Genomic DNA, 25,634 nt, shown 5'->3' on the forward strand with positions numbered 1-25,634 from the left:
TTAGGTGATGGGGAAGTTCCCCGTTAAATTAGTTTTTCCATTTCTTCCGCACGCTGTACTGCTGCTTGCATTGCTTTTGAGACAATGTCCGAAAGATGGTGTTCATTAAAAGTACGTAATGCTTCTGCCGTTGTTCCACCTTTAGAGGTGACTTGCTCGCGCAGTGTCGAAAGTTCAAGCTCTGGATTAGCAACAACCATTTCTGCTGCACCTAATGCCGCTTGTTGAACCAGAAGACGAGCGGTGTCTTGGTCAAAACCTTGTGCGATGGCTTCTTTTTGCATTGCCTCCATAAATAAGAAGAAGTAAGCCGGAGCGCTACCTGCCGCTGCAATAATATTGTTGATGCCTGCTTCGTTTTTTACCCAACAGATTTCACCGACCGCCGACATGAGATCACCAGAAAAGTGTTTATCCTTTTCAGACACATTCACGGTAGCAAATAAGCCACTCATTCCTTTACCAACCAAAGATGGGGTGTTTGGCATGACTCGAATCAAATTCACTTCTTGGTTCAACATTTCATTTAATCGCTTCGCCGATACACCAGCGGCAATTGAAACAATCAGTTTATTACTAAGATCAATTGATTGAAAATCAGCGCACACAGCTTCCATCATTTGAGGCTTGACGGATAAAATAACCACATCCGCTTGTTTCACCGCCGCAACGTTATCGGTGGTGGTGTGAATACCGTAGCAATCAGTTAAATTTTTAAGTTTTGCTTCATCACGTCCCGTTGCTGTAATGTTATTGGCCTTATAGCCACTAGATAACATACCTGCAAAAATTGAACGAGCCATGTTACCAGAGCCAATAAAACTGATTTTACGTTGTTCCATATTAAGCCATCCTATGTGGTTAGGTGTTGTCCATAACGAGCATTATTGATGTTTATACTCTTCTTACTTTAAGCTGAAACTTCAATTAAGAAGGGGATATCTAATCTGCTGAACCATTATGACCTATAATTTATTTGATGCAGCGTGATTGTCTATTTACTACTTTTATCAGCGATTAACGTTACTTATTCTGATAATCGCGTTGTCCGAAAATGGCCGTTCCAATTCGAACCATTGTACTGCCCGCCTCAATAGCGGCTTGTATATCGCCACTCATGCCCATCGATAAGGTATCCACTTGAGGGTACCGTGCTTGTAACTGAGTCTTCAATTGCGCTAATTTTTCAAAAGCGGCTAGTTGTGAAGCGTAATCGGGCACATGTTCAGGGATCGACATCAATCCTCTTAATGTGAGGTTTGGAAGGGCATTTATCAACTCAGCAAGGGCAAATACTTGATCGTGATTGGTGCCTGATTTCGATGTTTCACCACTGGTGTTCACTTGAATGAGTACTTGTAAGGGATTTTTTTCACCATTTTGGTTACGTTCTCCTCGTTGATCATTGAGGCGTTGGGCGATTTTTTCACGATCAACCGAGTGTACCCAATCAAAGTTTTCTGCGATCAGTCGAGTTTTATTCGATTGAATTGGACCAATGAAGTGCCATTCGAGCTTACACTGGCTATAGTGTTGCTCAAAGTGTTGTATTTTATCGACGCCTTCTTGCACATAGTTTTCACCAAAGCGTCTTTGGCCAGCATCGATCGCGGCTTGTAGAGCTTCAATGGGTTTGGTTTTACTGACGGCAAGCAGTTGTACCGAATGTGGCTCACGAGAATAACGCAATTCAGCCTCATGAATTTGCTGGCTGATTTGCTCAATGTTTTTTTGAATAATTGTTTGATGAGAACAAGTCATAGTTTTTCTTCAGTAAGGAATTTAAATGGATATCGCTGAATTATTAGATTTTAGTGTAAAGCATAATGCCTCAGATCTACATCTTTCTGCTGGCGTTCCACCAATGTTACGCATTGATGGAGATATGAGAAAGTTAGAAATGGATGCATTTAATCATGCTGAGGTGCATGCATTGATTTTTGATATTATGAACGATGCTCAGCGCAGTGAATATGAAGAAAAGCTAGAAATCGATTTTTCCTTTGAATTACCGAATGTTGGGCGATTTCGTGTTAATGCATTTAACCAGTCTCGCGGGTGCGCAGCGGTGTTTCGAACCATCCCGATGACCATCCCGTCATTTGAGGACATTTCAGCGCCTGAAATATTTGAAAAAATTTCTAACTATGAAAAAGGGTTAGTATTAGTAACAGGGCCGACCGGTTCAGGGAAATCGACGACTTTGGCTGCTATGGTTGACTACATAAATCGTAACCATAAAAAGCACATTCTCACCATTGAAGATCCAATAGAGTTTACCCACCCAAATAAAAAGTGTTTGGTCAACCAACGTGAAGTACATCGTGATACGCATAGTTTTGAAGCATCATTACGTTCGGCTTTACGTGAAGATCCTGATGTAATTCTGGTTGGAGAACTGCGTGATAAAGAAACCATTAGTCTTGCATTGACTGCAGCCGAGACTGGGCACTTGGTATTTGGCACTTTGCACACCAGTTCAGCAGCAAAAACCATCGATCGTATTATTGATGTTTTTCCTGGCGCAGATAAAGATATGGTGCGTTCAATGATGTCTGAGTCTCTACGGGCTGTTATTGCACAAAAATTGTTGAAGCGTAATGGTGGCGGTCGAGTCGCTTGTCATGAAGTGATGATTGCGACACCAGCTATCCGTAACTTGATTCGTGAAGATAAAGTCGCGCAAATGTTATCTATGATCCAAACCGGCTCAGCGACCGGAATGCAAACGATGGAGCAAGCGGCTCGCCAGTTATTGATGCAAGGTTTGGTTGATCAAGAAGAAGTGCAGCAAAAAATTGAAACGTTGGCATCGCCATATTAATTGAGATAAGACAAAAGGAAATGCGTGAATGCAACTCTCTCAAGTTTTAGAAATCATGGTGTCATCAAAAGCGTCGGATATTTATCTTACCGTGGATGCGCCTTGTTTATTTCGTATTAACGGTGAACTGAAAGCACATGGTGAAAAACTCGATAAAGGTGGAGTCGAAGCCCTGTTGTTTGAAATGATGGACGCCGACCGTCTCACTGAATTTCAAAACCAACATGAAGCTAACTTTGCAATTATGCGCCCAAGTGGGCGGTTTAGGGTGAGCGCTTTTTTCCAACGGGAGCTTCCAGGTGCGGTGATTCGACGTATCGAAACCCGTATTCCAAGTATGGATGAATTGCACTTACCTGAAGTGTTAAAAGAGTTAGCGACCTCAAAGCGCGGTTTGGTGCTGGTGGTTGGGGCGACAGGTTCGGGTAAATCGACATCAATGGCAGCCATGACTGGATATCGAAATCTGAACCAAACTGGGCATATTCTTACCGTAGAAGACCCGATTGAATTTGTGCATGAGCATAAAAAGTGCATTGTTACTCAACGTGAAGTGGGTTTAGATACAGAAAGTTATGAAGTGGCATTAAAGAACTCGCTTCGCCAAGCACCGGATATGATTTTGATTGGTGAAATTCGTAGCCGCGATACCATGGAATATGCCATGACCTTTGCCGAAACTGGGCATTTGTGCATGGCTACTCTGCATGCCAATAATGCCAACCAAGCATTAGAGCGCATATTGCACTTGGTTCCGAAAGATCAAAAAGAGCAGTTTTTATTTGATTTATCTATGAACCTAAAAGGGGTCGTAGCCCAACAATTGGTTCGTGACAAAAATGGTCATGGTCGCCATGGTGTGTTTGAAGTTTTGCTTAATACTCCTCGCGTTTCAGATTTGATTCGTCGAGGTGATTTACATGAGTTAAAACCAACAATGATGCGTTCAAAAGAGTCGGGTATGCAAACCTTTGATCAAGCATTATTTGATTTACTCAAAGCTGATAAAATTTCATTGGATGATGCGATGCACAGTGCTGATTCTGCTAATGATTTACGTTTAATGCTTAAGTCGACGGGGGATTCATCCTTTGAAAGCAACAAGCTAAAAGGTATTAAGATTGATATGTAATGGTTAATATTAGGGGTAGATAACAACCATAGAAATGATAAAGTGGAATAATTTAATATTTATTCCACTTTTTATATACCGCTATTTTGTTTTGGGATTACCAATCAGATTTACCAAGCAGTTTTTCACCCAGTTGCGTTAATTGCGCTCGTGAATAACGAGTCTGTTCCCAATTTCTCGGATCACCTGGGAAAGCAAAACCTTCTGGTGGTAATCGTTTATCCCAAGATTGTACTCGCCAATCTTTAATTGATTGATTTTCCGGTTCGGCAGGTACCATTGATATGTATTGTGCCATACGAACTTGCTCTGAACGGTTTGCGCGAATACCGTGCGGCAGTAAACTGTTAAAAATGAGCAAATCGCCTTCTTCCATTGTAATGAATTCGGGAGCATAGCCATTCAAATTTGGGACGTAAGGGTCTCGGTCATTTGGTTGGGTTTCACGCCATGTTTCCAAATCACGATATAACGCAGGAACGCATTGGAAACCACCTGTCTCTGGTGTGGTATTTGACAGTGCAAGTACCCCTTGAACATTAACTGGCAGTGGTGATAACGACGTATTGGCATCCCAATGAATAAAGCCATCAAATTGACGCCCATTCCGATTTGGTGGGTTTAAATTAGCGCGATCAATAGTGACCCATAAATCTTCACGATCCCATATATCGACAAAAGCGTTATATATTTTTGTTGATTGTCGATTATTCCAAAGTACTTGATGATTATAACATTCAACCATGCCAGAGTTGTTTAGCTCGGTCATTGCATGGTCTTTGAGCTGAGGTTTGTACCAAGAGTCTGGATCGTTTGCGTCCATTTCTTGAAATTCCCACAACAGGTTTTGTGTCGCTTTGACGGCGTGAGTGTCAACCGCATTTTTGATCACGATGTACCCATTATGCTGCCAACTGGAAAATTGTTCTTGAGTTAACTCTTTAAAAGACAATGTTTTTACGATGTCTTTTAATTGCACATCATGCAAGTTGGAAACACTATTATTTCCCGGTGCATTGTCACCAAATCCATAGCGATTCTTCATGATTATCTCCTTTTTATTGTGGTGTGGAGTTTATGTAGCACGTTAAGGTCGCTGTATTATGAAAGGGAATTTGGCTGTCATGTGATGAAATATGAGCAATAAATAATACTATTTGCTCATAATTAGTGTATTTATGTATTAAATTAAACTTGTGTGTCTAGTGATAAAGGGGATGTGTGAAAGCGCAATTGGAAAAAATAGTCTTACCTGAAGGGGGATCATGGTGCTTCTTATTAAGGGATATTGATGCGATTCCATTTGAATGGCATTTTCATCCTGAATATGAACTCACTCTTACACTGAATGATACAGGAGAACGTTATGTTGGGGATTCAATTGAACGCTATACTCAAGCTGATTTAGTGTTAGTTGGGCCTAACCTACCTCATACATGGCAATCTTCGCCATCCGGTATTGATCATTCTCTGCCAAGGTATTCAGCTTTACTTGACCAGCCAGAACAAAAACTCGTGGTATTTGTTTTATGGTTTAGTCAGCAGTGGGCTGATCAATTAGTCATGCAGTTTCCTGAATATGTTGAATTACCTGAATTGCTTCAAAAGTCTCATCGTGGGGTTAAGTTCAGCCAGGAACTGGCGATAAGTTTGATAGAGCACTTTCAATCTCTTTCTAAAGCTAACACGCGTGATCGTTTAATCCTTTTATTGTCTATTTTAGGTGGGTTGCTAGGGCAGCCTATGCATCAACTTGCTTCGAATCACTTTCAAACTGACGTTGTCGAAAATGATCATCAAGATGTGCTGAATCTTATTTTATTTCACGTGCATCAGAATTTCAGCCAGTCATTAACACTAGAGGCGATGGCAAAACGTGCCAATATGAGTGTGAGTACGTTTGTGCGGTTTTTTAAAAGACATATGAAGCAGAGTTTTAATCAGTATTTAACTCAGATTAGGCTAGGGCATGCTTGCCAACGATTAATTCGGAGTCAAAAGCCGATTACTTTTATCGCAGAAGAAAGTGGTTTCCACAATCAATCTAACTTTAATCGGCTATTTAAAAAGTATAAAGGTGTATCGCCCGCAAAATTTCGCGATAACTTTCGTCATAAATCTGTTAGTTAGTGCTGATTTTCAAACCAACTTTCAAGAATGATGACTGCAGATTGGCAATCTACATTGCCTTTGCTTAGCGCTTTGTAACCGCCCATTGAGAATAATTCGGATCGTGCTTCTTGAGTCGACAAACGCTCATCATGCAGTTCAACTTTTACCCCAAAACGTCCATAGAGACGGTTAGCAAATTTCTTTGCACGAGAGGTAATGTCGGTAAGATCTTTACCTTGCATATCCGTTGGAAGTCCCACGACCACAAGATCTGGTTGCCATTCCTTGAGTTGTTTTTCGATTTCTTCCCATATAGGTATGCCATCTATAGCCTTAAAAGCTTTAAGAGGAGAGGCGGTGCCTGTAATGGTTTGACCTATAGCACTGCCAATGCTTTTTGTACCGTAATCGAAAGCCATGATGGTTTGGTTTGACATCGTATTTCTCAAGTTAGAGTAGGATTTTTGGATTAAAAGGAAAAAATTAAGCGTGACCAGATTGACCGGATAATTGCGCGACACTGATCCCAAGAGATTGCACGGCTTTTTTCCAACGAGCGTGAACTGGGGTATGGAAGATGATATCCAGATCCGCGGGGGTAGTTAGCCAAGAGTTGTTTAATAGTTCTTGTTCTAGTTGACCGGCATCCCAACCCGAATAGCCCAACGTAACCAAATAATGTTTAGGTTCAGCTTCGGTACCTAAGACTGTTAAAATATCTTTTGACGTCGTGACATTAAGATCGGAGGTCACTTCAATGCTAGATTGATAGGTATCTTTTGGTGTATGCAAAATAAATCCCCTGTCATTAGCGACAGGGCCGCCATTCATAACTGGGGTTGATAAGCTTTGAGTGCATACTTGAGGATGAACAGGTTGAACATCGATTTTTTTGAGCATATTACCGACATCGATCCCAACCGCATCATTGATTACTAAGCCCATAGCACCATCGTCATTGTGTTCACAGATATAAATAACACTGCGGGCAAAACTCGAATCAGTCATGCTTGGCATGGCAATCAAAAAGTGATTAGTTAGATTCATCCTGTTCTCCATTAAGAAGGATTCAGCATGACGAGGATATGAAGTCAAAACTGAACCTTTGATGAGTATATTTAACCCTAGTATATCCAACTTTGGGATTTGATTACTTAGCCGCGTTTACTCGACGCTCAATAGCATCCATTAGCTTTCCTGTAATCGAAATATCAAAAGCTGCCTCAATTTCTTTGATACAGGTTGGGCTAGTCACGTTTATTTCGGTTAGCTTATCACCGATAACATCAAGACCGACAAAAATCAGGCCTTTTTCTTTCAGTGTTGGTGCCACCGCTTGAGCAATTTTAAGATCGGTTTCACTTAATGGACGCGCTTCACCACGACCTCCTGCCGCCAAGTTACCTCGTGTTTCCCCTTTTGCTGGGATGCGAGCTAAGCAGTAAGGCATCGGTTCACCATCGACGACTAAAATACGTTTATCACCATTGCTGATGTCAGGTACAAAGGTTTGCGCCATCGCGTAATTTTGACCGTGGTTGGTTAATGTTTCGATGATCACGGAAACGTTTGGATCGTCTTGTTTGACGCGGAAAATAGAGGCTCCGCCCATGCCATCGAGCGGTTTTAAAATGACATCGCCATGTTGCTCACGGAAAGCTTTAATTTTTTCTGCTTTACGTGTGACTAGAGTCGTTGGCGTTAATTCTGGGAACCAAGCGGTAAACAGTTTCTCATTGCAATCACGCAAGCTTTGCGGCTTGTTGACGATCAAAGTGCCTTGTTCTTCTGCGCGTTCAAGAATATAAGTCGCATAAATAAACTCAGTATCAAATGGAGGATCTTTACGCATCAATACGGCATCAAGATCAGACAACTCGATGGTTTGCTCTGAATTAAATTCATACCATTTGGCGGGATCTTCGATAAGGGTCAGTGTTTTTGTATCTGCAATGGCAACACCTTGCTCTAGGTGTAGATCAGCCATTTCCATGTAATGGATCTCCCAGCCGCGACGCTGAGCTTCTAACATCATGGCAAAACTTGAATCTTTTTTGATATTAATGGATGAGATTGGATCCATTACGATGCCGATTTTCATGTGTTTCTCCTGCTGATATAAAATAGCCGCTGACTTTATCCAAGATCGCCGAAACGAACTTGTAGCGCGGTAATGGCGGAAAGACCTGCGGTTTCGGTTCGCAGAACTCGTGGCCCTAATAAGGTTTCTTCGAACTGGTATTGTTCGGTCATTTTGATCTCTTCATCGGATAAGCCGCCTTCTGGGCCTATTAATAAACGTACTTTGCTTACTGGCTTCGGTAATGTATTGATCGAATATTTAGCTCTAGGGTGTAAGTTGAGCTTTAAGCCATCATAGTCTTCTGCACACCATTGTTCTAATTGCATCAATGGGCGAATTTGAGGAATGGTATTGCGCCCGCATTGCTCACAAGCAGCAATCGCAATCTTTTGCCATTGCTGCAATTTTTTATCAAAACGTTCGGTATTGAGTTTTACACCACAGCGTTCAGAAATTAGCGGGGTAATGGTATTTACACCAAGCTCTACTGCTTTTTGAATGGTGAATTCCATTTTGTCACCACGAGAAATGACTTGGCCTAGATGTAAGTTTAAAGGTGATTCAACACTGTGTTCAATGCGTTCTTGTAATGTGACGCTGACGTTCTTTTTCGAGACAGCTGAAATAGTCGCTGGAAACTCAGCGCCAGAGCCATCAAATAGTAAAACTTCTTGCCCCTCGGTCATTCGGAGCACTCGTCCTATATGGCCTGCGGCATCTTCAGATAACGGAATATTCCCTAAAGTAGAAATGGCTTCAGGGTGATAGATTCTTGGAATTCTCATTATGTAACCTGTGTAAGCAAAAGCACTTTTCATAACATGGATGTTTTTAAGGTAAAAAACAAGGGGTTGATTAGGGAACTCAAGATTTAAATTGAATGTGATGGTTCCAATTCTTCTATGAAGTGAAGATTGGTTGTTTTTTCGTTGGTGTGTTTTTCAGTCATACGGAGTTGAGAGAGATAATTCTATTACGACCTTGCTGTTTCGCTATATATAATGCCTTATCGGACTGCCCATAACTTAAATCGACATTTTTATCTAAATTAATAGCACTTACACCAATAGATACAGTGCAATGAACCGGAGTATTATCGCCAGTATCATTACAGATAATGGTAAAGTTATTTTTTTCTATGGTCGATCGAATGTCCTCTAAACGCGCCATAACCAGATCTTGAGAATTTGATTGGATCAGTAGAATGAACTCTTCACCGCCAAGTCTGGCTAAGTGGTCTCCTGGTTGAGTGAAATGTTTTAATATCTGCGTCAATTGTTGTAAAACTTTATCCCCAGCAAGATGACCGTATTGATCATTGATTTGCTTAAAGTAATCAATATCTATAATCGCTTGAAGGTAACTTTCTGTGTTTTTATTTTTACGCAGATCGTTTAAAACATTATGTATATATCGACGATTATGGATAAGCGTAAGAGGATCCTGCTCTGAGAGTTGCTTTAAATCTTGTTGTTTTTTAATGGTGTCCGTTACGATACTGATAAAAGTACAGAGGGCTTGCTGGCCTTGCCAGATAACCGGTTTGTCGGTTATTTCGACCAATACAGGATTACCGGTTAAATCAGTGTGAGCAATGACTTTTGCTGGGGTTTTATCATCAACTAAGGCTTGTTGATAACGGGCAATGGCATCTTCTCGCTCTTCAGGGTTGATTAACACCATCAGAGATTTCATTTTCAGAATTTCTTCTACACATCCTAAACCGCTGAAACTAGCGAATGCATCATTAGCATAAAGAGGTTTAAAGTGAACGTGCACAACACATGGGTTGGGATGCATATCCAGAATGTTTTTAAATTCATTCATAGCGAGATTAACTGTCCTTTTGTTAAGGCAGAATCATAGTGTGGATTCATGGACAATGATAGTGAAAGTTACCAACGAATCAGGTTTTTATGATGTTTATCTCTTATTTTTTAATGAGTTGTGATTCACATACGGTACAGTGATAGTAGCTCTGATGACGTTGTATCTTATTATGACGACGAATAGTCAATTCATGTTCTCGGCATTGGCATTGATATAAAAAGGTTTTTCCTTGTACTGATGAAATATCAAAGCTGTGACGAGTTTGGGCTGAGATACCAAAAACTTCGATCATAATATATTGCCATTCTTTACCATGAGGTTTAACTCGACCAAATTGATGGTAAGCGATTAAGTGTGCCAATTCATGAGGGATAACGTGTTGTAAAAATTCATCTTGATTTTCAAGAAATAAAATAGGATTTAAGCGAATCTGCCATAATGTTAAATAGGCTTTCCCTGCTACCTTTCCTCTTACGTTGAAATTGTAATCAGGGGAAGTGTATTCGTAATTAAAAGCACTTATTGCCTTATTCAGATAATATTGAATGCTGTTTTGGATAGCTTCTTGAAGGGCCGATGAAATTGAGGGTAATTGCACGCGTTCGTCTCTTCGTTACCATACTAACGTTACTTCCCGTAAGTAACGTTAGTATGGTAACGAAGAGGTGACGGGGAATCTATCTTTTATTCTAAAGATAAATACGTTAATGCTTGCGTCGGATAGTGCTGCGATAACCGTGCCAAGTTGCATAGCCTAAAATGGGCATGGTAATTAACATTCCTATTCCTGCAGTTAAAAAACCAAGAGTGATACCGAATATAATGATTGTAGCCCAAACCGCCATCGCACCAAGATTGGTCTTTACGGCATTGTAGCTTGTGAATACTGCAGTCATCATATCGACTTTTCTTTCCATCATTAGTGGGATGGAAAAGGCCGATATAGCAAAAATAATACAAGAAAATAGGATACCAACCACTGAACCTGTCACTAAAAATGGAAGGAATGCTTCTAGTGATGCGCCTTGCATTTCGGGGTAAAGAGCATGTAATAAAGCGGCAATTCTCATCCAAAAGATCATTGCAACACAAAGTAATAAAGCAAAGCTCCATTGCGATACCCCATTACGACGAATTGCTTTAATGGAGTGAAGAAGTTTCGGTTTGTGATTTTTTTCTATTTGCCAACTGGCGTCATATAACCCTAAGGCTAAAAATGGCCCTATCAGCATATAAACGATCAAACTAGGAAAGATGATAAGATGTGAGCCTTGCATATAAACAAGCCATTCAATGGCTGCAGAGGCGACAGCAAAACATAACCCATAAAATAAACTGATAAATGGGGCTTTAAAGAGATCTCGAAACCCCATTTTTACCCATTGAAATGGAGCAAGGATCGAAAGTGTTTCACAGGGTATTGTTCGTGCGTACTCGTGATCGGGTGTTTTAAAATCTGAGCTTTTCGCGGTGCGAGGCATAAATCCCCCTTGTGGTTCATGAAAGAACAACGCCGTAGGTTGCAAATCCTTTTGCTTTGCTGACCTACTTATGTCTAAGCAGAAAAATAAACGTTACTTGATATTAAGATCCGATTTTCCTGCCTAGTTATTTATAACTATTATCTTAGATATCGATAAATACAAATTTTATGATAAAAAAATGGGCGCTATAAAAGGTAAATAAAAAGGGGGATAGTGCGAGGTAGGATAAAAGAAAAGCTCTGACCAAAAGGAAAGAGCTTTACTGTTCAGTGTTTTATGCGATTAACAAGTTAAAGCAAGAATATAGAATTATAGATTAGCAAAAGCACGTAGGGATTCAGCTTTGTCTGTGGCTTCCCAAGGGAACTCTTCACGACCAAAGTGACCATAAGCGGCTGTTTTCTTGTAGATAGGTTGAAGTAAATTCAGCATTTCTTGTAACCCATATGGGCGCAGATCAAAGTGTTGACGTACCGCTTCTACGATGATGTCTGAAGGCACTTTTTCAGTACCAAAGGTTTCCACCATGATAGATGTTGGATCGGCTACACCGATAGCGTAAGAAAGTTGAATCTCACAACGATCGGCAAGACCTGCTGCTACAATGTTTTTCGCTACATAACGCGCAGCGTAAGCCGCTGAACGGTCAACTTTTGATGGATCTTTACCTGAGAATGCACCGCCACCATGACGAGCTGCGCCACCGTAAGTATCAACGATGATTTTACGACCAGTAAGACCACAGTCACCCATTGGACCACCGATAACAAAACGACCGGTTGGGTTAATGAAGAATTTGGTTTCTTTATTTAACCACTCAGAAGGAAGAACTGGTTTGATGATCTCTTCCATTACCGCTTCACGTAGTTCAGGTGTTGAGATTGAATCACAATGTTGAGTCGAAAGAACCACAGCATCAATACCGACAATTTTTCCTTGATCGTATTGGAAGGTTACTTGAGATTTTGCATCTGGACGTAAGAAATCCAGTTTGCCACTTTTACGTACTTCTGCTTGTTTTTGCACAAGTAAATGAGAGTAAGTAATAGGTGCAGGCATTAACACTTCGGTTTCATTGCAAGCATAACCAAACATGATACCTTGGTCACCAGCGCCTTGATCTTTAGGATCGGCTTTATCAACGCCTTGATTAATGTCTGGGGATTGCTTACCAATAGTGTTTAATACAGCACAAGAATTTGCATCAAAACCCATATCTGAATGGACATAACCGATTTCACGAACGGTTTCACGTGTGATTTCTTCGATATCAACCCATGCTGAAGTGGTGACTTCACCACCAACCATTACCATGCCGGTTTTAACGTAAGTTTCACACGCCACACGTGCTTTTGGATCTTGCTCTAGGATGGCATCCAAGACGGCATCTGAAATTTGATCGGCAATTTTGTCTGGATGACCTTCAGATACAGATTCTGAAGTAAATAAATGCTTAGCCATGTGTGAGTGCTCCACTTTGAATCACGCAAATTCATTGTTTGATAATGAATTAAATTGAGTTAGAAAAGACGCGTTCTTATATAGCTTTTGCTATGAATCGCGCCTTCTTTAAAAACAGTTCATATTGTAGGTGTTTCTACATCTAGACGTCTATTTTAGTTTTCATTGGTCGAATTACAAGCCTTTTTTTAGTTGGTTCACAGGAAAACGATTGCTTACCGATAAAAAGAGATAATTTTTTTATTTTAATTTTTGAAGCGTAAGTGATCCTTTGTACGGTATCGTTTGCGTTGCTAACCCTATATTTTCTTTAGATTCCAGTTAAATGTAGGGAAGTGTGGGCGAGGTAAAAAAAGGCGACAAAGAATCACAAAAACGAAAATATACGTGCCTTAATGTTTGCAGTCATTACGGTGCTTTGCGACAATACCGTCCACAAAGTGGGTTAAATGAATTTAGTACACTTTATCCAACCTTAAATAAAACCGCTTATGCACTCAGGAGCAGACATGACGTCTCGTAAAGATTTAGCAAATGCAATCCGCGCTTTAAGCATGGATGGTGTTCAACAAGCCAATTCGGGTCACCCGGGCGCCCCAATGGGGATGGCCGATATCGCTGAAGTTCTTTGGCGTAACCATTTAAACCACAACCCACAGAACCCTGAGTGGGCGGATCGTGACCGTTTTATTCTTTCAAATGGTCATGGCTCTATGCTGATTTATTCTCTTCTTCATCTTTCTGGTTACGCGTTGCCAATTGAGGAATTGAAAAATTTCCGTCAATTGCATTCAAAAACACCAGGCCACCCTGAATACGGTTATGCTCCGGGGATAGAGACCACAACAGGCCCACTGGGCCAAGGTATTACGAATGCCGTTGGTATGGCGTTGGCTGAAAAGTCTCTTGCAGCACAGTTTAATAAAGAAGGTCACGACATCGTTGATCACTTTACTTATACATTCCTAGGCGATGGTTGTTTGATGGAAGGTATTTCACACGAAGCGGCTTCTTTAGCGGGTGTGCTAGGTCTAGGTAAATTGGTTGCGTTCTGGGATGACAACGGTATTTCTATCGATGGTCACGTAGAAGGTTGGTTTGCAGACGATACGCCTAAGCGTTTTGAAGCTTATGGTTGGCATGTTATTCCTGGTGTTGATGGCCACGATTCAGATGCGATTGAAGCTGCCATTCAAGCAGCAAAAGCGGATCCTCGTCCAACGCTAATTTGTACTAAAACGGTTATTGGTTTTGGTTCTCCAAATAAAGCAGGTACACACGATTGTCACGGCGCACCACTTGGCGCTGATGAAATTGTTGCAACTAAAGCGCAACTTGGTTGGGCACACGGTCCTTTCGAAATCCCTTCTGACATTTATGCTCAGTGGGATGCAAAAGAAGCAGGCGCAGCAAAAGAAGCAGCATGGAATGAGAAGTTTGCAGCATACGCAACTGCTTATCCTGAACTAGCAGCTGAATTTAAACGTCGTACCGCGGGTGACTTACCAAGTGATTGGGAAGCAAAAGCAAGTGCAATCATTGCCGATCTTCAAGCAAACCCAGCGAATATCGCTTCACGTAAAGCATCACAAAATGCTCTAGAAGCGTTTGGTCAAATGCTACCTGAATTCATGGGCGGCTCAGCTGATCTTGCGCCTTCTAACTTGACTATGTGGTCTGGTTCTAAAGCGCTAACTGCTGATGATGCTTCTGGCAACTACATTCACTACGGTGTACGTGAGTTTGCAATGACAGCTATCATCAATGGTATCGCACTACATGGCGGTTTCATTCCTTACGGCGCAACCTTCCTAATGTTTATGGAATACGCTCGTAACGCAATGCGTATGGCTGCGTTGATGAAAATTCAAAACATCCAAGTGTATACGCATGATTCAATTGGTCTTGGCGAAGATGGCCCAACTCACCAACCGGTTGAGCAAATGGCATCACTTCGCATGACACCAAACATGAGCACATGGCGTCCATGTGATCAAGTTGAATCTGCGGTAGCTTGGAAACTGGCGATTGAACGTAAAGATGCGCCATCTGCGCTTATCTTCTCACGTCAAAACCTAGCACAACAAGAGCGTAACGCTGAGCAAGTATCAAATATTGCTAAAGGTGCTTACATTCTTAAAGATTGCGCAGGTAAGCCTGAGCTAATCTTAATTGCTACTGGTTCTGAAGTTGAGCTAGCGGTTGAAGCGGCTGCGCAACTTATCGCGGAAGGCAAACAAGTACGTGTGGTTTCAATGCCATCGACCGATGCATTCGACAAGCAAGACGCAGCTTACCGTGAGTCTGTACTTCCATCTGACGTAACGGCTCGTATTGCGATTGAAGCGGGTATTGCTGATTACTGGTTCAAGTACGTTGGCCTAGACGGTCGCATCATTGGTATGACCACATTTGGTGAGTCTGCACCTGCAGGTGAGCTATTTAAAATGTTCGGTTTTACCGTTGAAAACGTACTTGAGACTGCAAAAGAATTAATCGCTTAATTCTTTACTGTTTAAGTAGTTGAAAGATGAAAGCCGGGCATTATGCTCGGCTTTTTTAATGCGCGTTAAAAGGCGATGAGGTAACATACAGACACTTTAATGGATGCCACGGAATGATTATGCTCAGAATTGCTATTAATGGATTTGGTCGAATTGGACGCAGCGTACTGCGCGCTTTATATGAAAGTGGCAAAAATCAGTCGATTCAAGTGGTGGCAATTAATGAATTGGCTGAGCCAGAAGGGGTCGCACATCTACTCCAATACGACTCCAGCCATGGTCGTTTCTTTAAAAAAATCTCCCACGATCAAGAGCACCTCTTTATACATCATGCAGATAAGGTCGAGCCGGGTTTTGATTCCATCCGTATTTTACACTTAACCGATGTCAAACTTTTGCCTTGGAAAGACTTAAATGTCGATATCGTTTTAGATTGTACTGGTAAGTTTGGTTCTCAGGCCGATGGTCAACTGCATATTCAAGCTGGAGCAAAACGTGTACTGTTTTCCCATCCTGGTGCGAATGATGTTGATAATACGGTTATCTACGGTGTGAATCATGAAACGCTTACCGCTGAGCATCATGTGGTCTCGAATGGCTCTTGTACGACTAACTGTATTATTCCCGTTATTAAAGCGCTTGATGATAGTTTTGGGATTGAATCGGGAACGATTACAACCATTCACTCATCCATGAACGATCAACAAGTTATCGATGCTTATCACTCAGATTTACGCCGTTCTCGTGCCGCTAGTCAATCTATCATTCCCGTTGATACTAAGCTTCATCTCGGCATAGCAAGAATTTATCCAAAATTTGCGGATAAATTTGAAGCAATTTCAGTTCGAGTGCCTACAATTAATGTCACCGCGATGGATTTAAGTGTCACAGTTCACAAAAATGTGAAAGTTGATGACGTAAATCAATCAATCGTTGAAGCATCTCGTTGTACATTGGATGGTATATTGGATTACACCGAAGCTCCGTTAGTGTCGATTGACTTTAATCATGACCCACATAGTGCAATTGTCGATGGTTCTCAGACTCGCGTGAGTAACCATCGTTTGGTGAAAATGCTGATATGGTGTGATAACGAATGGGGATTTGCTAACCGAATGCTCGATACCACGAGCGTGATGGGTTCAATGATTCAATCGAAATAAGATTGAATAACTAAAAAATCGCGGTGAATAAATAGTCGTTTTATTATTTTTCACCTTGAAATAATAAATTGCCGCCCCCAGTATACTGAGTAGAATAAGTGATTTCCCTTGTTTGGTTAACAAGAAGTGTTCTAGCGGGTTAAGCTAGACAAAAAGATTTAATCATTGGGCTGTATGCCGGATGATAATGGTTTAAATATTTTTAATTTCACTAACATTGAGAGGACAAATAATGTCTGTAATCAAGATGACTGACCTGGATCTTGCAGGTAAACGTGTATTCATTCGTGCTGACCTAAACGTGCCAGTAAAAGACGGTAAAGTAACTTCAGATGCTCGTATCTTAGCGTCTTTACCTACGATTAAAACTTGCCTAGAAGCGGGCGCTAAGGTGATGGTAACTTCTCACTTAGGTCGTCCAACAGAAGGTGAATACAACGAAGAGTTCTCTCTACAGCCTGTTGTTAATTACCTAAATGACGCATTAGATTGTGACGTTAAACTAGCAAAAGACTACCTGAACGGTCTTGAATTAAACGCTGGTGAATTGGTTGTTCTTGAAAATGTTCGCTTTAATAAAGGCGAGAAGAAAAACGAAGAAGAGCTTTCTAAAAAATACGCAGCATTATGTGACATCTTCGTAATGGATGCATTTGGTACGGCTCACCGTGCTCAAGCATCAACGCATGGTGTTGGCATGAACGCGCCAATCGCGTGTGCAGGACCACTTCTTGCCGCTGAACTTGAAGCGCTTGGCAAAGCAATGGATAACCCAGAGCGACCATTAGTGGCTATCGTGGGTGGTTCAAAGGTATCAACCAAACTAACGGTTTTAGAGTCTCTATCTAAAATTGCAGATCAGCTAGTTGTTGGCGGTGGTATTGCTAATACTTTCATTGCTGCCGAAGGCCACAATGTTGGTAAATCTTTATATGAAGCTGATTTAGTCGAAACGGCTAAGAAATTAATGAAAGATTGTGCTATTCCAGTGGCAACAGATGTTGCCTGTGCAAAAGCCTTTGATGAGAACGCAGAAGCGGAAATCAAAAACGTTGCCGACGTTCAAGACGACGACATGATCTTCGACCTTGGTCCTGACTCAACGAAAGTTCTTGCTGACATCATTATGGGTGCAAAAACAATTCTTTGGAACGGTCCAGTAGGCGTATTTGAATTCAAAAACTTTGAAGCAGGTACCGCTGGAATTTCTAAAGCCATCGCAGAATCAGCTGGCTTCTCTGTTGCAGGTGGTGGTGACACATTAGCGGCTATCGATAAGTTCGGTATTAAAGCGGATGTTTCTTACATCTCAACTGGTGGCGGTGCTTTCCTTGAGTTTGTTGAAGGTAAAGTGTTACCAGCAGTAGCAATGCTAGAAGAGCGTGCTAAAGCGTAATAAGTAAAAAGGCGAGAATACTCTCGCCTTTTTTGCATTAGTAAAATTTAAATACAACGATTGATGCAACGTGCATAGATCACACTATGTGAATCATGGCTTTTTATTGCTACAATGTGCCGCGTCAATCAAGCAAACGTTTACTAAATGATTAACATTGTTCTTAACGAACGAAAACTTAAACAGCTGTAATTTAAACGACAGTAAAATAGGACTCAAATCATGTCTAAGATCTTCGATTTTGTAAAACCTGGTGTTATCTCTGGTGATGACGTACAGAAAGTTTTCGCTGTAGCGAAAGAAAACAAATTTGCACTACCTGCTGTTAACGTTGTTAATACAGATACAGTTAATGGTGTATTAGAAGCAGCCGCTAAAGTAAAAGCGCCTGTTATCGTTCAGTTTTCTAACGGCGGTGCCGCTTTCTTTGCTGGTAAAGGTGTTAAGCTTGAAGGCCAAGGTGCACAAATCCTTGGTGCTGTTGCTGGTGCTAAATACGTACATGCTGTTGCTGAAGCTTACGGTGTTCCAGTTATTCTTCACACTGACCATGCTGCGAAAAAATTACTTCCTTGGATTGACGGATTACTAGATGCGGGTGAAGCTCATTTCGCTGAAACTGGTAAGCCTCTATTTTCTTCTCACATGCTAGATCTTTCTGAAGAATCTTTAGAAGAGAACGTTGAAACTTGTGCGAAGTACCTTGAGCGCATGGCTAAAATGAACATGACTATCGAAATCGAACTAGGTTGTACTGGTGGCGAAGAAGATGGCGTTGATAACTCTGGTATGGATGAGTCTGAGCTTTACACTTCACCTGAAGATGTTGCTTACGCTTACGAAAAACTAATCGCGATAAGCCCTCGTTTCACGATTGCAGCATCTTTTGGTAACGTACACGGTGTTTACCAAGCGGGTAACGTTGTTCTTACTCCAACTATCCTACGTGATTCTCAAGCGTACGTTTCTGAGAAATTTGGCCTTCCAGCTAACTCTCTAAACTTCGTATTCCACGGTGGTTCTGGTTCTTCTGAAGCAGAAATCCAAGAGTCTATCGGTTACGGTGTTATTAAAATGAACATTGATACTGATACACAGTGGGCAACATGGGATGGCGTTCGTCAATACGAAGCTGAGAACCACGATTATCTACAAGGTCAAATCGGTAACCCAACGGGTGAATCTGCACCAAATAAAAAATATTATGATCCACGTGTATGGTTACGTGCCGGTCAAGCATCTATGGTTGCACGTCTTGAAAAAGCATTTGCAGACCTTAACGCAATCGACGTACTTTAATTACTCGTTAATTGTGCTTTAAAAAAGCCTCGCATATATGCGAGGCTTTTTTTATCGGTAAATAAGTATTTTATTGTCTACTCTTATTATTGGTATCAATAAAGGAGTGCAGTTATAATTTATACTACTGTAATGGAGGCTGATTACCTTGTTGTTGGTAAATTGTTGTGTTTGTTGATTACAAATAGTTTCCAGTCGCATTAAAAAAATATATATTGTCCCAAGGTGTTGCCTAAAAATCACTTTTTTATAATAGCTTGTTTTTTTTAGGTGGATTTTAGTTGCATTAGCAATACCTATTGATTTATTTAACTATCAATATTTAATGATTAGTAAAGGAAGTAACGATGGCTGCAGAAGACGTAGTACAAGAAAAAGTAGGACAAGTCGCATCGGTTGTTCCTAAAATGGAGCACTGGTTGAATGATAATTCAGATTTGCTAATTCAATATGGTGTGAACATCATATCAGCATTGATCATTCTTTTTATTGGTAACATTATTGTAAAAACGATCAGTAATAGTGTAGCTAAACTTCTTGAAAAGAAACAAATGGATCAAGCAGTTGTCCATTTTATTAGCTCATTAGTTCGTTATGTATTATTTGTTATTGTTTTAATTGCAGCGTTAGGTAAAGTCGGCGTACAGACAGCTTCTGTTGTTGCCGTTATTGGTGCGGCAGGCTTAGCTATTGGTTTAGCGCTTCAAGGCTCATTAGCAAACTTTGCTGCGGGTGTTTTAATTGTCGCTTTCCGTCCATTTAAAGCCGGCGATTATGTTGAAGTTTCTGGTGTTGCTGGTAGCGTCGAATCTATCCAAATATTTCAAACAGTATTGACGACACCTGATAATAAAATGATTGTTGTTCCAAATGGTAGTGTTATAGGTAGCCCTATTGTTAACTACTCTCGCCATGCAACGCGTCGTATGGATTATGTGATTGGTGTTTCTTATAAAGCGGACTTAAAGAAAACTAAAGAAGTCATTATGCGTGTTTTAGAGTCAGAAGAGCGTTTATTAAAAACACCAGCACCTACGGTTGGTGTTGTGGCGTTAGCGGACTCTTCAGTGAATTTTGTTGTTCGCCCATGGGTGAAAACAGCTGATTACTGGGCGGTATACTTTGATTTGCTACAAGCTATTAAAGAAGAGCTTGATAAAGAAGGCATTGAAATTCCATTCCCACAAATGGATGTACATTTAAACAAGCTCGAAGGATAATTTTACTTCGTCAGCTTTGTGTTACAAATTTCTAAAAGGCGCCGAGTGCGCCTTTTTTATTGCTATAATCAGCCAGTATTTATCTTTTTAAAAGAGGTTATTATGAAGGTGTTTTTTAAACATGTTTTATGTACCGCGGTATTTATTTTAAGTTTTAATACCTATGCCGCCGAGGGCGCTAATGCATCAACATTATCTACCACAGGTTATGGTGAAGTGGTGGCTAAGCCTGATATGGCGGAGTTTTCAGTTGCTATTCAAGCTGATCGTAGTCAAGCAAAACAAGCAAAAATAGCGGTTGATAGAGTGGTCGAAAAGTTAATGAAGTCATTAGGTTCAGTCAGCATTGATAGAAAAGATATTCAGAGCAGTAATTTACAGATTATGCCGCAATATATTTATCCGAAAGATGGAAAGGCGCAATTGTCTGGGTATCAAGCTTCACGTAGTATTACGATTACAGTACAGCAATTAGATAAACTCAATGAATACCTTGATCTTGCTTTACAATCAGGTATTAATCGTGTGGATAGTATTCAGCTGAAAGTAAAAGATGAAGCTAACTATAAAGAGAAAGCGCGTCAATTAGCGATTAGCGATGCTCAAAATAAAGCTAAGTCATTGGCGAAAGGTTTTGGTGTTAGCTTAAATGGAGTGTCAGCCATTGAATATCGAAGTAACACATCACGTCCTTTTGTTATGGCGAAATCAATGGCGATGGAAGGTCGCTCAGCTGATCAAGGTTATCAAGATCAAACGATAACGATCAGTGATCAAGTTAATGTTGTATTTTTGATTTTAAATCCTTAATTTTTTAAGGTCCAAGCATTAATTGCTAGGAAAGAATAAAAAAAACAGCGGCTAGAATAGTCGCTGTTTTTTATAAGTTGCCGATTTTTGAATCGAATACTGTTACCTTAAGCTTGCTAATTGCATATCTATTATCTTAGTGAAGAATACGTGCTCGAATTGTACCTTGAACGGATTTCATTTTTTCCAGCGCTTCTTCAGAACGATCCGCTTCAATATCAATCACCACATATCCCATTTCAGCATTGGTCTGTAGATATTGGGCTGCAATATTAATACCAGCATCCGCAAATATACTGTTAATTTGAGTTAATATTCCAGGACGGTTTTCATGGATATGCAAAAGACGCGACGTCCCAGTATGCTCTGGAAGTGAAACCTCGGGGAAGTTAACACATGATAATGTAGAACCATTATCTGAGTATTTAGCAAGCTTACCCGCCACTTCGATCCCAATGTTTTCTTGTGCTTCTTGAGTTGAGCCACCAATGTGTGGAGTAAGAATTACATTATCGAACTTCATGAGAGGTGATTCAAATGGGTCATTATTGGTTTTAGGTTCTACTGGGAACACGTCAATAGCGGCGCCCCCTAAATGACCGGATTCTAAAGCATCACATAATGCAGGAATATCGACTACAGTTCCTCGAGCGGCATTGATAAAAATGGCACCTGGTTTCATTTGAGCAAATTCAGCTGCCCCCATCATTTCTTTTGTACTATTTGTTTCTGGGACATGCAGAGAGATAACATCTGACTTATTCAGTAATTCACTCATTGTCGCAACTTGAGTAGAATTACCGAGAGAAAGTTTATTTTCAATGTCATAGTAATAAACTTGCATCCCTAAGTTTTCAGCCAAAATACTGAGTTGAGTTCCTATATGGCCATAACCGATAATCCCGAGACGTTTCCCTCTCGCTTCATAAGAAGCATCGGCACTTTTTTTCCAAATACCACGATGAGCAAGAGCATTTTTTTCAGGGATGCCGCGAACCAGCAGTAAAATTTGACCTAAGACCAACTCAGCAACACTACGTGTATTTGAGAATGGGGCATTGAATACTGGAATACCACGAGCAGCTGCAGCACTAAGATTTACCTGATTGGTGCCGATACAAAAGCAACCCACTGCAACTAATTTTTCAGCGGCATCAAACACTTCTTGAGTTAAGTTGGTACGAGAGCGAAGGCCAATGAAATGGGCATCTTTTACCGCTTCAAGTAATTCAGTTTCAGAAAGTGAACCTTTGTGATATTCAATATTGGTGTAGCCAGCAGATTGCAGAACTTCTACCGATGAAGGATGAAGCCCTTCAAGTAGAAGGATTTTAATTTTGTCTTTACCGAGAGATACTTTTGGCATGTAACATCGTCCTTAATAGAGAATATTGATTCTTGCACACATCAATGACTGGCTGATCATTATTTGGATCGTGAGTAATTCCTTGTGCGACACTGTCATTAAAATATCAAAAAAATGTGACCTTGGGTAAGATTTTTAGAGCATAAAGTATAAAAAAACGGCACATCTCAGCACCGTTTTCTTATACACCAGCAAAAATACATATATTGGTGTTTATTAGCATATTATTCTTCTATTTTGGCACCTTCAGGCGTTCCTGTGATCACCACGTCAGCCCCACGGTGAGCAAATAGACCGACGGTCACAACCCCTGCAAGGCCATTAATTTTATCTTCTAAAGCTTTAGGATCGACAATAGATAGATTATGAACATCTAAAATTAAATTTCCGTTATCGGTCACTACACCTTGTCGATATTCAGGCATACCACCCAGTTTTACTAACTCACGAGCAACGTAAGAACGAGCCATTGGAATGACTTCAACGGGCAATGGAAACTTGCCAAGAACATCCACAGCTTTAGTGCCATCAACGATACACACGAAGGTTTTAGACATTGCTGCGACAATTTTTTCACGTGTTAATGCTGCGCCACCACCTTTAATCATTGACCCTTGAGCATTAATTTCATCGGCTCCATCGACATAGACATCTAATCCATCCACTTCATTAGAATCAAACACCTCTATACCGAGTTGCTTAAGTTTTTCCGTTGAAGCAACAGAACTCGAAACGGCACCTTTAATTTGCCCTTTCATCGTGGCTAACGCATCAATGAAGTGGTTAACAGTGGAGCCTGTTCCAACGCCAACTATCGTGTCAGGCTTTACGTATTTTAATGCTGCCCAACCAGCGGCTTTTTTCATTTCATCTTGCGTCATGAGAACTCCTAAATAGGCTTAAGTAATCGATTGCATTGTTGTTGCGCGGGATTATAACGATTTCTCATTTTTTTCCCAATGCCAAATTTGTTTTGGTGTCACAATTATAGGTAATGGGATATCCCAGTGCTCAGAAGGAAGGTGTTCAACCTGCTGACACTGATGAGCAAGACCTATTGGAATGGCCCCTTTTCCTGTATTAAACCACTTCTCAAGCGTACGGTCGTAATAGCCCCCCCCCATACCTAAACGTTGTCCGTTATGATCGAAAGCGACCAGAGGAGTAAAAATAATATCAATACAACTCACAGGACAGATTTGAGTTTGATCGAGTTTAGGTTCGATAATACGATATTTATTATGACAAATAGGGCTAGTGGCGCAATATTCAAGAAAAAGAAGATGCCCTTGGGAAAAGGGATGAAGTACAGGAAGCAAAACTCGTTTTTTTTGTTTCCATAACCATTCAATGATGGGTTGGGTGTCTACTTCACCATCGGATGACAGATAAATCGCAATATTTTTAGCGTTATCGATGATTGAAAGATGTTTGATTTGTTCTAATAATTCCAACCCAGCAGAGTTTTGTTCATGCCGTGTCAATGATTGACGTTTTTGGCGAATGATTTGTCTCACTTGAGTTCGAGATAAATCTTGTGTGATTGGATATTTCATAAAGAAGGAATACCCCAAAGTGCCGTTGAGAATTGATGGACCTATGAACCAGCGAGTTCAAGGCGGATCCGCAATGAAAACCGTAGGCTTCTCGGTACGAGCCGAGCTTGCTCAATAGTTTTCAAGTACCAATCCTGGGTTGTTGCTTATCGGCTCAGGGACTTAAATCCTCTGACAAACACTCCAGGGTAAATTTTGTATGCACAGTTCACTATTAGTGAGCCACCTTATCCTTGGCGAGTGCTGGTATTTTTTATTTTCTGTCTAACGCTTTATCCAATGCTTCATTTAAATGAGCAATTCGTTGAGTGAGGTGTTCATTGTCAGACATTTCTTTTTGTAAAGCTTTCACTTCATAGCAAGCATTGAGTGCCGCAATGGTGAGTAGCTGTTCGATGTTGTGTACTTTAGTACGTTCAGTCATCTGTTTCAAGCGTTGGTTTAGCTCCGATGCTGCTGCATGCAAAGCTTCTTCTTGCCCTGGAGGACAATTGACACGAGTGAGTTTTCCTAAAATTTCGACTTCCACTGTGGCGCACTCTTTATAGCTGATGACAAAACCAACAATCTCTATTCATGAATACGGTTTAGAGATTGATTCGATCAGACCGTTCTGATTAAGGTAGAAACTATAGGCTAAACTGCCCCGAATATTCAAGCATTTCAGTGATGAGATAGACGATTTTGCCTAATGTTGACCGATTCGATTACAAAGTGAGTGATTTCAATGTGATTATGGTTTTCGGGCTTGCTTGGGAATTGGTATACTCAAATTAAATTTAAAAGACAAAGTGAGACTTCTTATGACTGAAATTCATCTTCCTGATTATCAAAAAGCTCAAACAGAGTTAATAGCCGCTTCCTTATCAGTGACCCCTTCTGAGCTGCAAGGTTTGATCGTCGGTATGCTGAGTGGTGGATTAGCGTTGGAAGGTGATAGCTGGAAAACGTTATTATTTGATTACACCAACGATGGAATGGGGTGGCCAATGAATGCCGCTGTCATTGCTGATGCTATTTATAACGTTTCAGTGTCTGAATTAACTAAAGCAGATGTAGATCTGAGTTTATTGTTGCCAAGTGACGATGATTTATTGAATTACGCTGATGCGACATCAGAATGGGTGAATCACTTTATCTCTGGTTTAGGTCTTGCTGGGAAAAGCTTGGCAAAATTATCGTCAGAAACGAAAGAAGCACTCGCTGATCTTGAAGAAATATCAAAGCTTGGTATTGATGAAGATGATGACTTTCAAGAGCAAGCGATTTTGCTTGAACAAGTGATTGAGCATGTAAAGGTTTGTGTATTAACTATTCATGCAGACTTAGGTGCAAAGCCTGTTATTCAATCAAGTGTAAATACGAGTAAAACATTGCACTAAATTTAAAAAGGC

Annotated in this window: 25 protein-coding genes and 1 other RNA gene; 10 read left to right on the forward strand and 16 right to left on the reverse strand. The window is 40.7% G+C overall.

The window, feature by feature from the left end:
* Positions 1-23: 23 nt before the first annotated feature.
* Together proC and VCASEI_RS03010 are read right to left on the reverse strand one after the other, a co-directional pair.
* Positions 24-842 carry a pyrroline-5-carboxylate reductase gene (proC, locus tag VCASEI_RS03005; RefSeq protein ID WP_086961681.1) on the reverse strand — a complete coding sequence of 273 codons (819 nt, stop codon included), beginning with the start codon at positions 840-842 and terminating at the stop codon, positions 24-26.
* Between the two features lie 181 nt (positions 843-1,023).
* Entirely contained in the window at positions 1,024-1,761 is a 738-nt protein-coding gene (locus tag VCASEI_RS03010) for a YggS family pyridoxal phosphate-dependent enzyme (protein ID WP_086961679.1), read from the reverse strand.
* Positions 1,762-1,786: 25 nt separating this feature from the next.
* Between VCASEI_RS03010 and VCASEI_RS03015 the strand changes: the two genes are divergently transcribed.
* Together VCASEI_RS03015 and VCASEI_RS03020 are read left to right on the forward strand one after the other, a co-directional pair.
* Complete coding sequence (locus VCASEI_RS03015; RefSeq protein ID WP_086961676.1) at positions 1,787-2,824, forward strand: type IV pilus twitching motility protein PilT; 1,038 nt, start codon at positions 1,787-1,789, stop codon at positions 2,822-2,824.
* A 28-nt stretch (positions 2,825-2,852) separates the two neighbouring features.
* The gene (locus tag VCASEI_RS03020; RefSeq protein WP_086961674.1) at positions 2,853-3,956 is read left to right on the forward strand and encodes a PilT/PilU family type 4a pilus ATPase; all 1,104 of its coding nucleotides are present in this window, start codon (positions 2,853-2,855) and stop codon (positions 3,954-3,956) included.
* 97 nt (positions 3,957-4,053) lie between these two features.
* Here VCASEI_RS03020 and VCASEI_RS03025 read toward each other — a convergent pair whose 3' ends face one another.
* Positions 4,054-5,001: a phytanoyl-CoA dioxygenase family protein gene (locus VCASEI_RS03025; protein WP_086961673.1), complete on the reverse strand. Its 948-nt coding sequence runs from the start codon at positions 4,999-5,001 to the stop codon at positions 4,054-4,056.
* A gap of 176 nt (positions 5,002-5,177) precedes the next feature.
* Here VCASEI_RS03025 and VCASEI_RS03030 point away from each other — a divergent pair, with 176 nt between their 5' ends.
* Complete coding sequence (locus VCASEI_RS03030) at positions 5,178-6,086, forward strand: AraC family transcriptional regulator (RefSeq protein WP_086961671.1); 909 nt, start codon at positions 5,178-5,180, stop codon at positions 6,084-6,086.
* Here VCASEI_RS03030 and ruvX read toward each other — a convergent pair.
* The 8 genes from ruvX to metK form a co-directional block, all read right to left on the reverse strand.
* Positions 6,083-6,505, reverse strand: coding sequence for a Holliday junction resolvase RuvX (ruvX, locus tag VCASEI_RS03035; protein ID WP_086961669.1), 423 nt, complete (start codon positions 6,503-6,505; stop codon positions 6,083-6,085). The genes VCASEI_RS03030 and ruvX overlap by 4 nt on opposite strands.
* A gap of 46 nt (positions 6,506-6,551) precedes the next feature.
* The gene (locus VCASEI_RS03040; RefSeq protein ID WP_086961667.1) at positions 6,552-7,115 is read right to left on the reverse strand and encodes a YqgE/AlgH family protein; all 564 of its coding nucleotides are present in this window, start codon (positions 7,113-7,115) and stop codon (positions 6,552-6,554) included.
* Between the two features lie 103 nt (positions 7,116-7,218).
* Positions 7,219-8,169: a glutathione synthase gene (gene gshB, locus VCASEI_RS03045; protein ID WP_086961665.1), complete on the reverse strand. Its 951-nt coding sequence runs from the start codon at positions 8,167-8,169 to the stop codon at positions 7,219-7,221.
* Positions 8,170-8,204: 35 nt separating this feature from the next.
* Positions 8,205-8,936 carry a 16S rRNA (uracil(1498)-N(3))-methyltransferase gene (gene rsmE, locus VCASEI_RS03050; protein WP_086961663.1) on the reverse strand — a complete coding sequence of 244 codons (732 nt, stop codon included), beginning with the start codon at positions 8,934-8,936 and terminating at the stop codon, positions 8,205-8,207.
* 160 nt (positions 8,937-9,096) lie between these two features.
* Positions 9,097-9,978 (reverse strand): sensor domain-containing diguanylate cyclase, encoded by an 882-nt coding sequence (locus VCASEI_RS03055; RefSeq protein WP_086961661.1) that lies wholly within the window; start codon positions 9,976-9,978, stop codon positions 9,097-9,099.
* 103 nt (positions 9,979-10,081) lie between these two features.
* Positions 10,082-10,579 (reverse strand): SprT family zinc-dependent metalloprotease, encoded by a 498-nt coding sequence (locus VCASEI_RS03060; RefSeq protein ID WP_238321386.1) that lies wholly within the window; start codon positions 10,577-10,579, stop codon positions 10,082-10,084.
* A 106-nt stretch (positions 10,580-10,685) separates the two neighbouring features.
* Positions 10,686-11,462, reverse strand: coding sequence for a DUF2189 domain-containing protein (locus tag VCASEI_RS03065; protein ID WP_086961659.1), 777 nt, complete (start codon positions 11,460-11,462; stop codon positions 10,686-10,688).
* A 312-nt stretch (positions 11,463-11,774) separates the two neighbouring features.
* Complete coding sequence (gene metK, locus VCASEI_RS03070; protein ID WP_086961657.1) at positions 11,775-12,926, reverse strand: methionine adenosyltransferase; 1,152 nt, start codon at positions 12,924-12,926, stop codon at positions 11,775-11,777.
* Positions 12,927-13,435: 509 nt separating this feature from the next.
* Here metK and tkt point away from each other — a divergent pair.
* The 6 genes from tkt to VCASEI_RS03100 all read left to right on the forward strand — a co-directional run bounded on the left by tkt (position 13,436) and on the right by VCASEI_RS03100 (position 21,318).
* Complete coding sequence (gene tkt, locus VCASEI_RS03075; protein WP_089110555.1) at positions 13,436-15,430, forward strand: transketolase; 1,995 nt, start codon at positions 13,436-13,438, stop codon at positions 15,428-15,430.
* 119 nt (positions 15,431-15,549) lie between these two features.
* Positions 15,550-16,593: an erythrose-4-phosphate dehydrogenase gene (gene epd / locus VCASEI_RS03080; protein ID WP_089110592.1), complete on the forward strand. Its 1,044-nt coding sequence runs from the start codon at positions 15,550-15,552 to the stop codon at positions 16,591-16,593.
* A gap of 232 nt (positions 16,594-16,825) precedes the next feature.
* Positions 16,826-17,989: a phosphoglycerate kinase gene (locus VCASEI_RS03085; protein WP_086961651.1), complete on the forward strand. Its 1,164-nt coding sequence runs from the start codon at positions 16,826-16,828 to the stop codon at positions 17,987-17,989.
* Positions 17,990-18,211: 222 nt separating this feature from the next.
* The gene (fbaA, locus tag VCASEI_RS03090; RefSeq protein ID WP_086961650.1) at positions 18,212-19,288 is read left to right on the forward strand and encodes a class II fructose-bisphosphate aldolase; all 1,077 of its coding nucleotides are present in this window, start codon (positions 18,212-18,214) and stop codon (positions 19,286-19,288) included.
* A gap of 407 nt (positions 19,289-19,695) precedes the next feature.
* Complete coding sequence (gene mscS, locus VCASEI_RS03095) at positions 19,696-20,508, forward strand: small-conductance mechanosensitive channel MscS (protein ID WP_226983341.1); 813 nt, start codon at positions 19,696-19,698, stop codon at positions 20,506-20,508.
* 102 nt (positions 20,509-20,610) lie between these two features.
* Positions 20,611-21,318 carry an oxidative stress defense protein gene (locus tag VCASEI_RS03100; RefSeq protein ID WP_086961646.1) on the forward strand — a complete coding sequence of 236 codons (708 nt, stop codon included), beginning with the start codon at positions 20,611-20,613 and terminating at the stop codon, positions 21,316-21,318.
* Positions 21,319-21,454: 136 nt separating this feature from the next.
* Here VCASEI_RS03100 and serA read toward each other — a convergent pair whose 3' ends face one another.
* The 5 genes from serA to zapA form a co-directional block, all read right to left on the reverse strand.
* Positions 21,455-22,684, reverse strand: a complete 1,230-nt coding sequence (gene serA, locus VCASEI_RS03105; RefSeq protein ID WP_086961644.1) for a phosphoglycerate dehydrogenase — start codon at positions 22,682-22,684, stop codon at positions 21,455-21,457.
* A gap of 224 nt (positions 22,685-22,908) precedes the next feature.
* Entirely contained in the window at positions 22,909-23,565 is a 657-nt protein-coding gene (gene rpiA, locus VCASEI_RS03110; RefSeq protein ID WP_089110554.1) for a ribose-5-phosphate isomerase RpiA, read from the reverse strand.
* A gap of 51 nt (positions 23,566-23,616) precedes the next feature.
* Positions 23,617-24,240 (reverse strand): 5-formyltetrahydrofolate cyclo-ligase, encoded by a 624-nt coding sequence (locus VCASEI_RS03115; RefSeq protein WP_086961640.1) that lies wholly within the window; start codon positions 24,238-24,240, stop codon positions 23,617-23,619.
* A gap of 7 nt (positions 24,241-24,247) precedes the next feature.
* A non-coding RNA gene (gene ssrS / locus VCASEI_RS03120) (6S RNA) lies at positions 24,248-24,433 on the reverse strand.
* Between the two features lie 60 nt (positions 24,434-24,493).
* Positions 24,494-24,769, reverse strand: a complete 276-nt coding sequence (gene zapA, locus VCASEI_RS03125) for a cell division protein ZapA (protein WP_086961638.1) — start codon at positions 24,767-24,769, stop codon at positions 24,494-24,496.
* Between the two features lie 274 nt (positions 24,770-25,043).
* Here zapA and VCASEI_RS03130 point away from each other — a divergent pair, with 274 nt between their 5' ends.
* Positions 25,044-25,622, forward strand: a complete 579-nt coding sequence (locus VCASEI_RS03130) for a UPF0149 family protein (protein WP_086961636.1) — start codon at positions 25,044-25,046, stop codon at positions 25,620-25,622.
* Positions 25,623-25,634 lie beyond the last annotated feature (12 nt).

Source organism: Vibrio casei (genome assembly GCF_002218025.2).
Taxonomy (GTDB): Bacteria; Pseudomonadota; Gammaproteobacteria; order Enterobacterales; family Vibrionaceae; genus Vibrio; species Vibrio casei.